The 15,126-nt window shown below is 35.5% G+C and carries 19 protein-coding genes; all 19 read right to left on the bottom strand.

From position 1 onward, the window contains the following. Positions 1–13 precede the first annotated feature (13 nt). Positions 14–547 (bottom strand): alkaline shock response membrane anchor protein AmaP, encoded by a 534-nt coding sequence (amaP, locus tag MWH28_RS09090; RefSeq protein ID WP_248619042.1) that lies wholly within the window; start codon positions 545–547, stop codon positions 14–16. A 73-nt stretch (positions 548–620) separates the two neighbouring features. After that, a complete protein-coding gene (locus MWH28_RS09085) occupies positions 621–1,037 on the bottom strand; it encodes an Asp23/Gls24 family envelope stress response protein (protein ID WP_248619041.1) in 417 nt (138 codons plus the stop codon). Between the two features lie 51 nt (positions 1,038–1,088). Further along, positions 1,089–2,441 (bottom strand): acetyl-CoA carboxylase biotin carboxylase subunit, encoded by a 1,353-nt coding sequence (gene accC / locus MWH28_RS09080; RefSeq protein ID WP_248619040.1) that lies wholly within the window; start codon positions 2,439–2,441, stop codon positions 1,089–1,091. Positions 2,442–2,456: 15 nt separating this feature from the next. Continuing rightward, positions 2,457–4,322 (bottom strand): acetyl-CoA carboxylase biotin carboxyl carrier protein, encoded by a 1,866-nt coding sequence (accB, locus tag MWH28_RS09075; RefSeq protein WP_248619039.1) that lies wholly within the window; start codon positions 4,320–4,322, stop codon positions 2,457–2,459. Between the two features lie 181 nt (positions 4,323–4,503). Then, positions 4,504–5,109, bottom strand: a complete 606-nt coding sequence (locus MWH28_RS09070) for a SpoIIIAH-like family protein (protein ID WP_248619038.1) — start codon at positions 5,107–5,109, stop codon at positions 4,504–4,506. 9 nt (positions 5,110–5,118) lie between these two features. Continuing rightward, complete coding sequence (locus MWH28_RS09065; protein ID WP_248619037.1) at positions 5,119–5,718, bottom strand: hypothetical protein; 600 nt, start codon at positions 5,716–5,718, stop codon at positions 5,119–5,121. Between the two features lie 76 nt (positions 5,719–5,794). Beyond that, the gene (gene spoIIIAF, locus MWH28_RS09060) at positions 5,795–6,343 is read right to left on the bottom strand and encodes a stage III sporulation protein AF (RefSeq protein ID WP_248619036.1); all 549 of its coding nucleotides are present in this window, start codon (positions 6,341–6,343) and stop codon (positions 5,795–5,797) included. Between the two features lie 6 nt (positions 6,344–6,349). Next, positions 6,350–7,525 carry a stage III sporulation protein AE gene (gene spoIIIAE, locus MWH28_RS09055; protein WP_248619035.1) on the bottom strand — a complete coding sequence of 392 codons (1,176 nt, stop codon included), beginning with the start codon at positions 7,523–7,525 and terminating at the stop codon, positions 6,350–6,352. Between the two features lie 12 nt (positions 7,526–7,537). Then, positions 7,538–7,924, bottom strand: a complete 387-nt coding sequence (gene spoIIIAD / locus MWH28_RS09050; RefSeq protein WP_282580185.1) for a stage III sporulation protein AD — start codon at positions 7,922–7,924, stop codon at positions 7,538–7,540. 11 nt (positions 7,925–7,935) lie between these two features. Then, positions 7,936–8,130 (bottom strand): stage III sporulation protein AC, encoded by a 195-nt coding sequence (gene spoIIIAC / locus MWH28_RS09040; protein WP_248619034.1) that lies wholly within the window; start codon positions 8,128–8,130, stop codon positions 7,936–7,938. A 33-nt stretch (positions 8,131–8,163) separates the two neighbouring features. Next, entirely contained in the window at positions 8,164–8,673 is a 510-nt protein-coding gene (gene spoIIIAB, locus MWH28_RS09035; RefSeq protein ID WP_248619033.1) for a stage III sporulation protein SpoIIIAB, read from the bottom strand. 12 nt (positions 8,674–8,685) lie between these two features. Next, the gene (gene spoIIIAA, locus MWH28_RS09030) at positions 8,686–9,642 is read right to left on the bottom strand and encodes a stage III sporulation protein AA (RefSeq protein WP_248619032.1); all 957 of its coding nucleotides are present in this window, start codon (positions 9,640–9,642) and stop codon (positions 8,686–8,688) included. Positions 9,643–9,908: 266 nt separating this feature from the next. After that, entirely contained in the window at positions 9,909–10,469 is a 561-nt protein-coding gene (gene efp / locus MWH28_RS09025) for an elongation factor P (RefSeq protein ID WP_248619031.1), read from the bottom strand. 83 nt (positions 10,470–10,552) lie between these two features. Next, a complete protein-coding gene (locus MWH28_RS09020; protein WP_248619030.1) occupies positions 10,553–11,620 on the bottom strand; it encodes a M24 family metallopeptidase in 1,068 nt (355 codons plus the stop codon). 26 nt (positions 11,621–11,646) lie between these two features. After that, positions 11,647–12,078, bottom strand: a complete 432-nt coding sequence (gene aroQ / locus MWH28_RS09015; RefSeq protein ID WP_248619029.1) for a type II 3-dehydroquinate dehydratase — start codon at positions 12,076–12,078, stop codon at positions 11,647–11,649. After that, positions 12,075–13,172, bottom strand: coding sequence for a 3-dehydroquinate synthase (gene aroB / locus MWH28_RS09010; RefSeq protein WP_248619028.1), 1,098 nt, complete (start codon positions 13,170–13,172; stop codon positions 12,075–12,077). Before aroB ends, aroQ begins: the two co-directional genes overlap by 4 nt. Positions 13,173–13,238: 66 nt before the next feature. Further along, positions 13,239–13,370: a hypothetical protein gene (locus MWH28_RS12895; protein WP_282580183.1), complete on the bottom strand. Its 132-nt coding sequence runs from the start codon at positions 13,368–13,370 to the stop codon at positions 13,239–13,241. A gap of 4 nt (positions 13,371–13,374) precedes the next feature. Next, positions 13,375–13,875, bottom strand: coding sequence for a shikimate kinase (locus MWH28_RS09005; protein ID WP_248619027.1), 501 nt, complete (start codon positions 13,873–13,875; stop codon positions 13,375–13,377). 6 nt (positions 13,876–13,881) lie between these two features. Then, entirely contained in the window at positions 13,882–15,078 is a 1,197-nt protein-coding gene (gene aroC / locus MWH28_RS09000; RefSeq protein WP_248619077.1) for a chorismate synthase, read from the bottom strand. Positions 15,079–15,126: the final 48 nt, after the last annotated feature.

Raw genomic sequence — 15,126 nt, 5'->3', positions numbered from 1 at the left:
AAACACCTCTTTTTTAATCTAATCTCGCTCCTGCTTCTGATTGAAGCTCTTTAACTAAAATTTCTACTTGACCAACCTTAACCCCTGTAGATTCAGTTACCTGCTCTTTAATAACTTCCTGCAACCTTTGACTCAATTGAGGTACATTAGTTTCAGAAATTACTGCTAACTTCAAAGAAATATGTACTCCTTTTTCTTCAGCTTTAAGAACAGAGTCAATCTCTATAACTTCATCTTCTTGCCTTACTAAATTTTTGACTAAATTATTAATTGCCTCTAAACTAATCATAATTTTTCCTGATTTAGAACTCTTTATTAACGCAGACTTGCTCTTTTTTCTTCTAAATAGCAACTGTAAAATCCTTACTGACATCAAAAAAAAGATTAACCCAAGAATCCCTACTTCAATTCTATTCTCCAATCCTTTAACAAATTCGAATAAATACTGAGAAGAAATTAATTCCACTGATAACCCAATCATTGTTAAAGATAGAAGAATCAATATCACTGTAAATAATAACATAAAAAATCTATCAAACAACTTCACTTTTACTCACCTCTTAATAAGCATATAAGCTAACTCCGATTGAAACTTAACCAGAGTTAGCTTTTATTATCAATTATCTTACTCTATGAACATCAGTAGCCTCTTCTTCTTCTAGTACTACTTCATCTTCATCCTCATCTTCATCCTCAAAACTAACACCTTGTATATGAATATTGACTTCTACTACATCTAACCCGGTCATATTTTCAATAGCATTCTTTACACTTTCTTGTATTTTCCAAGATACATCAGGAATACTGACCCCATAGTTCATAATCACATATAAATCTATTGCAGCTTCAGTTTCACCGACTTCAACCTTAACACCTTTAGTTAAGTTCTTTCTACCTAACATTTCAGCAATACCACCGGCTAATCCTCCACTCATTCCAGCTACACCCTCAACTTCAGTTGCAGCTAAACCAGCAATAATACTGACTACTTCATTAGCAATTCTGATTGCTCCTACACTATTATCTGTCTGGCTCATTATCTTTCCCCCTTTCTTTAATTTAAAACTCTCTAATCTATTAAAGGAGACTTATTCTTCGCTATGTGCAATATGGTCTTCAATAAACCCTGTATCGAAGTTCCCTGTGATAAAGTATTCATTCTGTAATACTTCTTTATGGAATGGAATTGTTGTCTTAATTCCTTCAATTTTAAATTCATTCAATGCTCTTAACATTCTCTTACGAGCCTCTTTACGATCACGACCCCAAGTTATTAATTTAGCAACCATTGAATCATAAAAAGGAGGAATCATATAATTAGGATAAACAGAACTATCAATTCTAACTCCCAATCCTCCTGGAATAATATATTCCTCTATAGTACCAGGGGATGGTCTAAAGTTCTTGCTAGGATCTTCAGCATTGATTCTACATTCAATAGCAGCACCACTGATCTCAATTTCTTCTTGTGTATAGTCTAACTCTTTTCCTGCTGCTATTTTGATCTGTTCTTTGATAATATCTATCTTAGTTACTAATTCAGTAACAGGATGCTCTACCTGAATTCTGGTATTCATTTCAATGAAATAATAATTATCATACTTATCAAGTAACATTTCTATTGTTCCAGCATTATAATAATCAACCGCTTTCGCAGCTTTAATTGCTGCTAAGCCCATCTCATCCCTTAAATCAGGATCAATAGCTGGTGATGGTGCTTCTTCAACTACTTTTTGGTGTCGTCTTTGAATTGAACAATCACGCTCACCTAAATGAACCACATTACCATGTTCATCTGCTAAAATCTGAAATTCAATATGGCGTGGATTTTCAACATATTTTTCTAAATATACTTCAGCATTACCAAAAGCAGCTTCTGCCTCCGAACTAGCTGTTTGGAATGCTTGGATTACTTCATCTTCACTATTAGCAATTCTCATTCCTCGACCGCCTCCACCAAAGGAAGCTTTAACGATGACTGGATATCCAATATCATTTGCAACTTCAACTGCTTTTTCTTTGCTTTCTAAAACTCCTTCAGTTCCGGGTACTACTGGCACACCTGCTTCAATCATTGTTTCTCTAGCAACAGATTTATCTCCCATTCTTCTAATGCTTTCAGCTCTTGGGCCAATAAACTTAAAGCCACATTCTTCACAAACCTCTGCAAAATCAGCATTTTCTGATAAAAATCCATATCCCGGATGAATTGCATCTACATTAGCAATTTCAGCTACACTAATCAAACTAGGAATATTTAAGTAGCTTTCATTTGATGAAGCAGCTCCAATACAGTATGATTCATCAGCACATTTAACATGTAATGCATCCTTATCTGCTTCAGAATAAACCGCTACCGCTTTTATATCAAGTTCTTGGCATGCTCTAATAATTCTTAATGCTATTTCGCCTCGATTCGCTACTAGTATTTTATCAAACATTTTATCACTGCTCCTTTATACTCTTTCAACAACAAATAATGGTTGACCATATTCAATTGGTTCTGCATCTTCAACTAAGATATCAACAATTTTACATTTAAATTCTGCTTCAATTTCATTCATCAATTTCATCGCTTCAATAATACAGATCGTATCGCCTTCTTCTACTATATCTCCTATCTCTACAAATGGATCAGCATCTGGTGCAGGAGAACGATAGAATGTTCCAACCATTGGAGCCTCAACCTTCTCTCCAGCTGCTGGAGTTTTAGCAGTTTTAGTATCAGCTTCAACTTCAGTATCTTCAGTCTCAACGACAGTTGGCTCAGTTTCTACAGCTTGAGTAGCAGTATCTTCACTCACTTCTTGAGCTACAACCTTACCACCTTTCTTAATACTTACTTTTGTTCCATCACTTTCCAAATTAATCTCTGAAATATCAGTCTCATCTAACATTTCAACTAATTCCTTAATATCTTTTATTTCCATTTCTTCTTCCTCCCCTGAAATTTGATTATTATTAGTCTCTCCAAATATATTTTTATCTTGCTTTCTTCTCTTTAAAAACTTCAAAGCAACTTGAGGGAACAAAGCATAACTCAGATAATCTTCTTCTTTCTCTACATATTGTTCCACTTCATCTTTGATATCATCCAAAATTGGATCTAATAAATCAGCTGGTCGGCAAGTAATTGGTTCCTCATCACCAATCGCTAACTCTTTTACCTTAGGATCAATCTCTGCTGGTGGCTTCCCATAATAGCCCTTAACATAAGATTTAACCTCATCAGGAATCACCTTATATCTTTCACCTAATAATACATTAAACACTGACTGTACACCTACAACTTGACTAGTAGGGGTTACTAATGGTGGATAACCTAACTCTTCTCTCACTTTTGGAATTTCATCTAATACATCTTGAATTCTATCTAATGAATCCTGTTCTTCCAACTGAGATACTAAATTAGACATCATTCCTCCTGGTACTTGATGAGAGAAAGTCTGCATATCAGTAATCTTAGTAACTCCACGATCATACCCTCTTTTTCTTCTTACTTGCTCAAAGTAACTATCTATATCAAATAACTGATCTAGCTCAAGTCCAGTATCATATTCTGTATCCTCTAGGATAGCAGTCATTGTCTCTACTGGTGGTTGCGAAGAACCAAAAGCTAAAGATGCAGTAGCAGTATCAACAATATCTACTCCAGCTTCAATTGCTTTTACATAGGTAGGCATTGCTAATCCACCAATATAATGACTATGTAATTGAATCGGTAAATCTATCTCTTCTTTTAATGCTGTTACTAGATCATACGCTTTATATGGTCTCAACAAACCCGCCATATCCTTAATACAGATAGAGTCAGCACCCATCTGCTCTAAAGTAACCGCATTTTCTACATAATGTTCAATCGTATGTACTGGGCTTACTGTATAGGATATAGTTGCTTGTGCATGTTTACCCGTCTCTTTTACTGCCTCCACAGCAGTCCTCATATTTCTGACATCATTCAATGCATCAAAAATTCTAAAAATATCTATTCCATTCTCGGCTGCTTTTTCGACAAATTTTCTGACTACATCATCAGGATAATGCTTATAGCCAACTACATTCTGTGCTCTTAATAACATCTGCAATGGAGTCTTAGTAATGTAATTATTTAATAACCTTAAACGCTCCCATGGATCTTCTTGTAAAAAACGCATGCAGACATCAAAAGTTGCTCCACCCCATACTTCAAAAGAATGATAACCTACTTCATCCATTTTCCCAACTATCGGTAGCATATCTTCAATTCTCATTCTAGTTGCCCATAGGGATTGATGAGCATCTCTTAATGTAGTATCTGTTATCTTAACCTTATTTTTCTTCATTCTTCTCCCTCCTATATTACTCACTTAATTAGATTTCTATAAATAACACACAATTTCCTCTTTTAAAAAAACATATTATTTTAATCAAACTAAAAGAAAAACCCAGGTTCGCGAACAATTCACCTGAGTTAAGCAATAAACTTATCTAATTATTATATATTATTTCTATCTATTTGTCAATTCATTCAGGTTTTTTCTCAATTATAGTCACATTTTCCAAACCAATTCCTGTACTATTAGAAACTATATCTCCTATCTTAGCTACATCCTGTTTTTGTAATCCTTCAGTAGCTATAATCAACTCTATTGAATTGTCATGTAAGAATGCTAAGCCATCATCATAACCTCTTGCTCTAATCATGCTCTCAATTCCCATCTCTTTCTCTATATTATTAGTTATTTTTAATAATCGCTCCTGTGCTTGAACCTTTAATTTATTGTCAGAATTAGGGTTGTTAATCATTTCCCGTAATAGATTAATCTGTTCACTACGAGCTTGATCCCTTTCCATTCTATATTCTACAAAAAAGTTCTGGTCATGACTCTTCTCCTCTGCAACACTAATTGCTAATTCTTCTTCTAGCTTATCAACCTCTTTTAATTGATCTTCACCCATTTCTTCATAATCTGTTGTCTCAATTTCAACTTCTTGCTTTGAAGAAACTTCAGCTAACTGCTCTTCTTCAGGAAGTTGATGAACTACAACAGCAGTTACCATCCCTACCCAAACCATTAACACTAAAAACCAACCAAATTTCTTTTTTAAATCTGATTTACCTATAATCATTATTATTCCCTACCTTCCTTTTGGTAATACAACAATTTTGTGACTAGCCACCCCTAACCCCCTTCTGATTGCCTGCATCAAATCTGCTTTAATATAAGAGTTTTGTGCTCCTTCAGCAACAACCAATACCCCTCTAATTTTAGGCCTAATCTCTTTTTCAACCAATGCTTCCTCTCCACTCCCCTTATTTAAAACAACTATCTCTTCCGTATCATCAGACTCAACTGTATTTCTAACCCCACCAGCATCATCCTCTTCTTTAACCTCTTGACTTGATTGTTGATAATCTCTAGCATATATATATTCTGAACCAGTATCTAATGTAACGTCAACAGCTACTTTTCCTACTCCTTGTACCTGGGATAAGATTGATGCCAATTTTTCTTCTAACTCCCGCTCTAAAGTCAAACCACCTTCAGAACTAGATTGCTGTTGTTCATAATCTTGATTTGAAACTTTAGACTCAGAGAGATCACTACCAAAATCGCCAAGCAACATCAAAAAGACTCCAACTAAGATAAATAAAACTAAGTAGCGAATAAATTTAAGCTGTGATCTACTTAAATTACTATTCAATATTTCTTTCAAGAATGAATTTTCAGATCCCATTTTTATCCTCCTTTATAAACTAATTCAAAGCTTGAATTGTAATTTATTATAAGCATCACCTCAACTGAAAAGCTCTTTAGTCAAGCTTAACTTCAACTTGATCTAAATTGAGACCATAAAAATTAGCAATCAATTCTTCCATGCTTTCTTCTTTCTGATCAAATTTAGGCTCCTTATCATCTTCAGACAAGTCAACATTGACTGGAGTTACTCCTGCTTTTCTACCCTTAATCACCACTTGCTCTAATTCATTTTCTTGATCTAAGGTTAATTCTACTGTAGGTTTAATTTGAAAATTAAATTCTATAAAAGATTCAATCTGCTTACTTAACCTTTGCTTATATTCTCCTTTTACTTGCTCATTTTGATCTCTTCTTAAACTTTCACCATCTTCTACAACTTCTTCAAAGGAAGGTCTTTGAATATTACTTAACTCTAAGCTCAATATCTGCTGAGGATAGCGGGCCAAACTTAAAATCGGATTCAATACTACTAAGATAATAAAAAAACCAATAATTACTTTGACAAACCTTTTCATTTGACCACTAGGCACTAACATTTGAATAAAATTAGCAAACAAGATAACTAAGACAATATTTCTAACCCATTCTCGTAACGGCTCCAATTTTTATCACCTCATCATTACACTAAAGTTAGCTACACCAACCAAGATTATGATTACTACAAAGAACATCAAACCGACTGCTGCTACTGAACCAAAGATTAATAAAAGACTATTTGCTAGCTTATCAAGACAACTGACTATTTTTTGATCACTGACCGGTTGAATAATCGCACCTGCTAATCGATAAATAAATGCCATAGCAATAATCTTAACTACCGATAAAGAACAAAAGATCAAAATAATAATTACACTAAAGACTCCTAAAGCATTCTTAATCAACAATGAACCACCAATAATCATATCTAAAGCACTAGATAAATAACCTCCTACAATTGGAACGAAACTACCTGTTAAGTACTTAGCAGTTCTAATCGTAACCCCATCACTGACTGTGCCAATTGTACCTTGAGTTACTATCGTTGCCATAAAAATAGTCATAACCACTCCTAAAACTCCCATGCTTAACTGTTTGAATAATCCAGCTAAACCTGTCACTTCAAACTCATCAGAAATATTATTGACTATATCCAAAATGGTTGCTAAAAATATTAAAGGAAAGACAACATTTCTAACCAAAGTACTTAAGGCACTGACAATCAAAAAGCTGATTGGATGAAACAAAGCAGCAGAAGTAACATTACCCATACTGACTAATAAAGACAATAGTAATGGTAAGATCGCTTGCATAATATCAACCATATTTGTAATTGCTTCTGTTCCAGTAGCTACTGCAATCTTAAAAGAGTTTAAAGCAATAATTACCAAAACAAGATAGACAATTCCATTAGCTAATTTACTGACCTCTTGTCCAGCAAAATTACCTTGAAAACTCTTTAAAATTGCTACAATCATTGCTAAAATAATCAACTGCCCAAGCAGAGTACTATTAGCTACTATCTCATCAAATAAATAATGCATTAACCCCCTAACAACCTCAAGTGACATACCAGAAATTCCTTCTTGTTGAAAAAGATCAATTATATTTCTAACCTCTAATTCAGGTAAATAATGACCTGCATCGCGGTTTAAATCATTGACTACCTCTTCTAATTCACCTAAATTCAAATTCTTCATTTGTTCTTCTATGATACTATCAGGCTCAATCAACTCACTAGCTATTGCTGGAGTAGAAATTAAAAGTAACAAAGTTAAACAAAGTAACAGAATAAATTTTTTCTTCATTTTCTCACGCCCTTATGGCAAAAGTTGGAGTATTGATTCTAAAATTGAGATCATAATCGGAACCCCTAAGACCATAATCATTATTTTTCCAGCAAATTCTATCTTAGAAGCTATAATATTCTCCCCGGCATCACGACAAATTTGAGCTCCAAATTCGGCTATATAAGCAATTCCAATTACTTTTAAGATTGTATTGACATAAACTAAATCTATATTTGCCTCCTCTGCTAACCTCCGCATTACATCAACAATCACCGCAATTCGATCAACCATCAAAATAAAGATGATTAAACCAACAACCAAACTTAACTGTAAAGCTAACTCTGGCCTATACTGCTTAACTACTATCGTAAATATTGTTCCAATTAGACCTAAGCCTACAACCTGGACAATCTCCATTCTACCCCCCCTCAAAAGCCAAAAATACTCCTCACACTAGTAAATAATTCATCAATTAATTGAATGATGACCATTAGAACAATAATCACCCCTACTAATGTTAACATCTGAGCCTGTTCTTCTTTATTAGCCTGTTTTAAGACCATGTTAAAGACGGAAATTAAAATTCCTAGACCAGCAATTTTAAAGACCAAATCTATATCCATCACTTAACCCCTTTCTTAACCCCAAATCAAGATTTAAAAGATTAAAATTACCACAAACAAACCAACTAACACTCCTAAATATCTCCAAAGTTTAACTTTTTGCTCTTTCTCTTCTACAGCTTGCTGATACAAGTTAGTTAATTTATGCTGGGCCAACCCTAAATGCTTCTGCTGATCTTGGCTTGCTGATTGGCCCAAATTATACCCTAAATTAATCAAAACCTCTTTATCCCTCTCACCCAAAGCTGTTTCAATAAATACTTGATCAATTGCTTCCTGCCATGCCTGTTGAGCAGTAGAACCCGATTCTAATTCTTTTTGTGCAACTGAAAATAACTCAGCAACTGAAGTAGATAAATTAGTAGCAATCTTAGCAAAAGCCTGTGGTAGTGGAGTCAAACCATAACTTATTTCAGTTTCTAGCATCTGTAAAGCTGTCTGCAACTCTTGCAACTCTTTTACTCGCAAAATAAACTGTTTGGCTATCACAAAACCAATTGCACCACTACTCATTATAATTAAGCTAGCTCCTATTAATCTCATCACTAGCCCTCCTTATCTTTTAATGATTTTTTCTATAGTTCCTGGCCCTGCTCTTCCACTTAAGATAATAATCCGTTTAAAAACATCTTCCCGCAACAGTTCTTTTAAATTCAGACGTGACCTAATATCTGCTAAATTGTTACCATGAATCGTTGTAATTACTCTAACTCCTGCATTAAGAGCTTCCCAAACTGCCTTAATATCTTCTTTAGAACCTATCTCATCCGTTACAATTAGATCTGGTGACATCGATCTGATCAATAACATCATCCCTTCAGCCTTAGGAGCTCGATCCAATAAATCTGTTCTCATTCCTAATCTATTCTGAGCTACCCCTTGATATGCACCACCAATCTCTGATCGTTCATCTACAACCCCTACCTTTAATCCCTTGAAGTTCAATTCAGAGACTCCATTACTGATCTGTCTAGTCAAATCTCTAATTAAAGTCGTCTTACCACATCGAGGGGGGGAAATGATTAATGTATTATAAATATCATCATTACCAGCAATAATCTGCCTAATTACTTCATCAGCTGCTCCAATAATTTCCTGGCATAGACGAATATTCAAACCTGAAATATGCTTAATCCGTTTGATTTGATTACTCTCTCTAATCACTTGACCTACTAGCCCGACTCGATGCCCACCTGGTAATGTTAGATAACCGGCCTTTAACTCTTCTTCAACTGTATATAATGAACTAGCTGTCATTAAATTTAGCGTATCTGTAATATCAGATGGAGTTACTTGGTAAGCCTGTCTAATATCTTCTTTGATTAAACCATGTTGATCTATAAATAATTCATCCTGTGTCAATTCTAAGACTAGCGGTTTGTTGGCCCTTAACCGAATCTCTACTAAATCAGTTAGCTTATTATCTGCTAAGTTAGTTAAAATTCTTCTCAACTGAGGAGCTAACACAGGTAAAATATTCTGTTTTAAGATCTTATTAACCTTATTTTTCATAAACAACACCCCTATTATCTAATCCTATTATTTTTATGGTAAATTTATGCAAGTAAAAAAAGAAAGTTGCCAAAAGGCAACTGAGGTTAATTGATATATAGCTTAAGTTTAAGTTCAAGTCTAAGTTTAAGTAAGACCTAAGCCCTTATGCTTTTAACGGTTGGCTTAGACTTAAACTCAACCTTAGACTTAAGCTATTTTGTAATAACGCTTCACTTTATAAGCATAAAAAACCAAGCTAGGTTTTAAACCCAGCTTGGTTGATATTAATTAACTCGCTCTATATATTCACCTGTTCTAGTATCTATTTTCAAAATATCCCCTGCTTCAATAAATAACGGCACTGAAACTTCAGTTCCCGTCTCTAAAGTAACCGTTTTAGAAGCTCCAGAAACAGTATTACCTGCTACTGCTGGAGGAGCATCTGCTACTGCTAACTCAACAAAAACAGGTACATCTACTCCAATTGGATTCCCTTGATATAACTGAATCTCAATATCAGAGTTTTCCTTAATAAACTTGGCGGCTTCCCCAATCTCTTCTTGATCTAAAGTAATCTGCTCATAAGTCTCTTTATCCATAAAGGTGTAATCTGTACCACCTTTATATAAAAATTGATAAGTCCTAGTCTCAATATGAGCTTTATTTACCTTCTCTCCAGCTCTAAATCGTTTATTCATTGTCTGGCCTGTCTCAATATTTTTCAGCTTTGTCTGTAAAAATGCTCCACCTTTCCCTGGTTTAACATGATCATAGTTGACTATTTTATACAAATCTCCATCCAATTCAATCGTTAAACCGGTTCGAAATTCATTAGTCGAAATCACTGATTCATCCTCCTTTATAAGCAATAATAATAATCTCCTTAATTATTATTCAGGATCTTAGCTAAAAAACCTGCAATAACCGACTAAACTACTATTAATTCCTTACTAAATTGATTCAAGATTTGACAACCATCTTCAGTAACAACTACTATATCTTCAATCCGAACTCCACCCCAATCAGGTAAATAAATTCCTGGTTCTACCGTTATTACCATCCCTGCCTCTAAAATTGTATCATCCTTGGGAGAGAATCTCGGCTCTTCATGGATCTCTAATCCAACAGAATGGCCTAATCCATGTCCAAAATAATCTCCATATCCTGCTTCAGTAATAATCTCACGAGCAATCTGATCAACAGCAGATGCTTTAACTCCCGGTTTGATCCCCTTAAGCGATTCCTGCTGAGCTTCCAAGACTGTATGATAAATCTCTTCTTGTTTTTCAGTTGGTTGATCTTTAATGGCTACCGTCCTTGTCATATCAGAGCAATAACCTTGATAAAGACATCCAAAATCAATCGTCAATAAATCACCAGCTTCAATCTTCTTCTCACTTGCTACTCCATGTGGTAGGGCAGAACGTTTACCAGAGGCAACAATAAAATCAAATGACTTTCCTCTTGCTCCTTTCTTTCGCAGTAAATACTCTAACTCAGCAGCAATTTCTCGCTCAATTACCCCTGGTTGTAACCTTGATTGAATTTCAGCAAAAACTTCTTCAGTAATTTGAACTGCTTCCTTTATTTTAGTTACTTCACTTTGCTCCTTCACCCTTCTTAATTCTTTAACCAAACCTTTCGTTGCTCTTAATTCTAGTTCAAATTCATCTTGATACTTTAAGTATTGATCATAAGTCTCATGCTCAGCTTCAAAACCTAACACTTCAATCTGCCGTTCAGTGACTAACTGATTCAACATCTCTAATTTAGAATCCTTAAATTCAATAATTTCATAATCTGTTGTTTCTGCTTGAGCTTGCTCAGTATAACGAAAATCAGTAATTAATAGTGCCTCTTGCTGACTAATCAATAAGCTACCAGCCGTTCCAGTAAATCCACTTAAATATCTCCTGTTAGCTGGATTGTTAACCAATAAGGCATCTAGTTCTTTCTCTGTTAATTTCGCTCTTAATCTTTCAATCCTAGCTTCCATTTAATTAATCACTCCTCACTAAAAACCTAACCTATTAATCTTAATACTTGCTGCAGGGCCAAAATATAACTACCAGCCCCAAAACCTGCAATCTGACCGGTTACAACAGGTGAGATGACTGATTTATGTCTAAATTCTTCTCGTTGATAAATATTACTTAAATGCACTTCAATAATCGGCACCTCAACTGCTGCTAAAGCATCACGAATGGCAATACTATAATGAGTATAGGCAGCAGGGTTGATAATAATTGCTTCTACTTCCTCTGCAATCGATTGCTGGATTCGATCTACTAAGTCCCCTTCACTATTGGACTGGAAGGTTTCTAGCTCAACATCATTCTCAGTGGCAATTTTTTTCAATTCTTCATTAATATCTGCTAAAGTTTGCAGTCCATAAACATCTGGCTCCCGAGTTCCCAATAGATTCAAATTTGGCCCGTGAAGGACTAAAATCATTTTTCATCACCCACCTTTAATTCCTGAGTAACCTCTTTGATTAAATTCTCTTCTAAATCACCAATAATCTCAACTTCTCCAATCTCTTTAGCTAAAATAAATCTAATCACTCCATCCTTAACCTTCTTATCCTTAGTTAAGGCCTGACAGATTTCATCTACTGACCATTGACTAAAAGAGATAGGCAGACCAAAGTTTTCGATCAATCTCTCTTGCCTAATCAGATCTGATTCATCTAACCAACCAATCCGATTAGCCAACTTAGCTGCTCCAACCATGCCAATCGCTACTCCTTCTCCATGACGATAATGCTGATAATGAGTAACCGCTTCTAAAGCATGCCCTAGTGTATGACCATAATTCAAGATTGCCCTTAAACCTCGTTCAGTCTCATCTTGGGCAACTACTGCTGCTTTAATCTGACAGGACAATTTAATTAAATGCTGTAGTGGCTGAGACTCTAAAGCTAAAATCTCCTTATAATTATCCTCTAAAAATGTAAAGAATTCTTCATCCCAGATGACACCATACTTAATAACTTCAGCTAAGCCAGCTTTTAATTCTCGCTCTTCTAAAGTTGATAGCACCTTAATATCTGCTACAACTAACTTAGGCTGATAAAAAGCTCCAATCAAATTCTTTCCTGCCGCATGATTGACTGCTACCTTACCACCAACACTACTATCAACCTGGGCCAACAATGTCGTAGGCACCTGGATAAAGTTAATCCCTCTCATATAAGTAGCCGCAATCAAGCCAGCTATATCACCGACTACTCCACCACCTAAAGCCAAAATTGAAGAGCTACGATCCAATCCAGCTGCTACTGCTTCATCATATAACTGTTGAGCAGTCTCTAATGATTTGTACTCTTCACCATCACCAATCTTAGCCACTTCAACTGTAAAACCAGCTTCTAGTAATGAATCTTTCACTTCCTGACCATATAAGCTATCGACTAAATCATTGGTAATGATCAATACTTTTGAACCTATCTCTAATTCAGTTAAGTAAGCACCTATATCTTTCAATAAGTCTTCCCCAACCTTGATTTGATAACTTCGTGCTCCTAGATCAACCTTTACTTCTTCCATAATCTCCCCCCTTAAAATCAGTGTACAGTTTACGGTTTACAGTTGACAGTTAAAAACATTAAATCGTTAAATTATTAAAGCCAAAACTAGTCTAACCCCTTGAATATATAATTTTTCAGAGTTCTTAAGTTCTTGATCTTGTAACTGTACACTGTACATTGTCAACTGTAAACTATATTGTGGCACTTTAAGTGCCACAATATTATAACTCCAACTGCTCAATTATCTCATCCACAACTTCAAGTAATGATAATCCAGTCGTATCAATCTGGTAAGGCGTACAATCATACTTATCCTTCCGCTCAGCCAACAACTGTTCAATCTTTGCCAATGGATCATCAACTTCTAACAGTGGTCGATTACCATCATGGCTAGTTCGCTTTAATATCTCCTCAGAAGTAGCAGTCAATAAGACTAAAGTCCCATTACTTCTTAAAGCCTCTAGATTCTCTTCTTTCAATACTACTCCTCCACCAGTTGCAATTACCTGCTTATCTTTACTAGCTATCTTTTTGGTAACTTCAGTCTCAACCTCTCTGAAATAATCTTCCCCTGCAGTAGCAAAAATTTGTGGTATCTCTAGACCTTCATACTCAACAATCTCTTGGTCCAAATCAACAAACTTATAACCTATTCGCTCTGCCAGCTTCCTACCTACTGAGCTCTTTCCTGTTCCCATAAATCCAATTAATGCTATATTCATCTTTATCTACCTCTGTTCCAAGATTGCTAAGTAATTATCATAATTCATCTTAGTCTCTTCTAAGCTATCTCCACCAAACTTTTCTAATAATGCTTTAGCCAACTCAACCGCTACTACAGCTTCACCTACAACACTAGCTGCAGGTACAGCAGTTACATCTGAGCGTTCAACACTTGCTTTAAACTCCTCTTTTGTCTCTAAATCAACCGATGATAGTGGTTGATATAATGTAGGAATCGGCTTCATAGCTGCCTTTAAGACAATCTCTTCTCCATTGCTGGTTCCACCTTCTATTCCCCCAGCATTATTTGAATTACGATAAAATCCATCTTGATAACCAATTTCATCGTGGACATTAGATCCATACCTCGCTCCAGCTTCAAAGCCTAAACCAACCTCTACTCCTTTAATAGCTTGAATACTAATCAATGCTTGGGCCAACTTCCCATCCAACTTCCGATCCCAGTGGACATGACTACCCAGACCGACAGGCAAAGCGTTGGCCCTGATTTCAAAGACTCCCCCTAAAGAATTTCCTTCTTCCTTACAGATATCAATCTCTTTGATCATCTCCTCTGTTGCTTGAGAGTCAATACATCTAACTGGAGATTGATCACTCTTATCCTTGATTTCAGAAAAACTGATCTCTTCCTCTTTAAGTTGAGCTTGACCTATTTGTAAGACATGGCTGACTATTTCAATTCCAAATTGCTGTAAAAACTTCTTAGCCACAGCTCCAATTGCTACTCTAACCGCCGTCTCTCTAGCGCTGGCCCGTTCTAAAATATTTCTAATATCAGTTTGATTATACTTTAAGCTACCTGCCAAATCAGCATGACCTGGGCGAGGCTTAGTCACCTTAGGAGCAACTGACTTGACCTTTTCTTCTTTCTTAATCGTTACCTCTTCTTGATCATAACCCGAATTACCAAATGGGGCCAACACCTGCTGCCAATTCTCCCAATCATCATTCTTAATTTGAAAGGTAATCGGACTACCTAATGTCTTTCCACCTCTAATTCCAGATAAAATCTCAATCTGATCAGTTTCTATCTTCATCCTTCCACCACGACCATATCCGCCCTGGCGTCTAGCCAATTCACGATCAATATCTTCCCGTGTCACCTCTAAATTTGCTGGAATACCTTCTAAAATTCCTGTAATTGCTTTCCCATGTGATTCACCTGCTGTCAAGTAACGAATTTTATACTCCTCCTTTTTACATCCAATAAATTTTTAATTAATTTTATC

Source organism: Natroniella sulfidigena (genome assembly GCF_023223645.1).
In the GTDB taxonomy this organism is placed as follows: Bacteria; Bacillota; Halanaerobiia; order Halobacteroidales; family Halobacteroidaceae; genus Natroniella; species Natroniella sulfidigena.
Note: the sequence above shows the minus strand (reverse complement) of the source record. Positions and strands in the feature narration are given on the sequence as shown.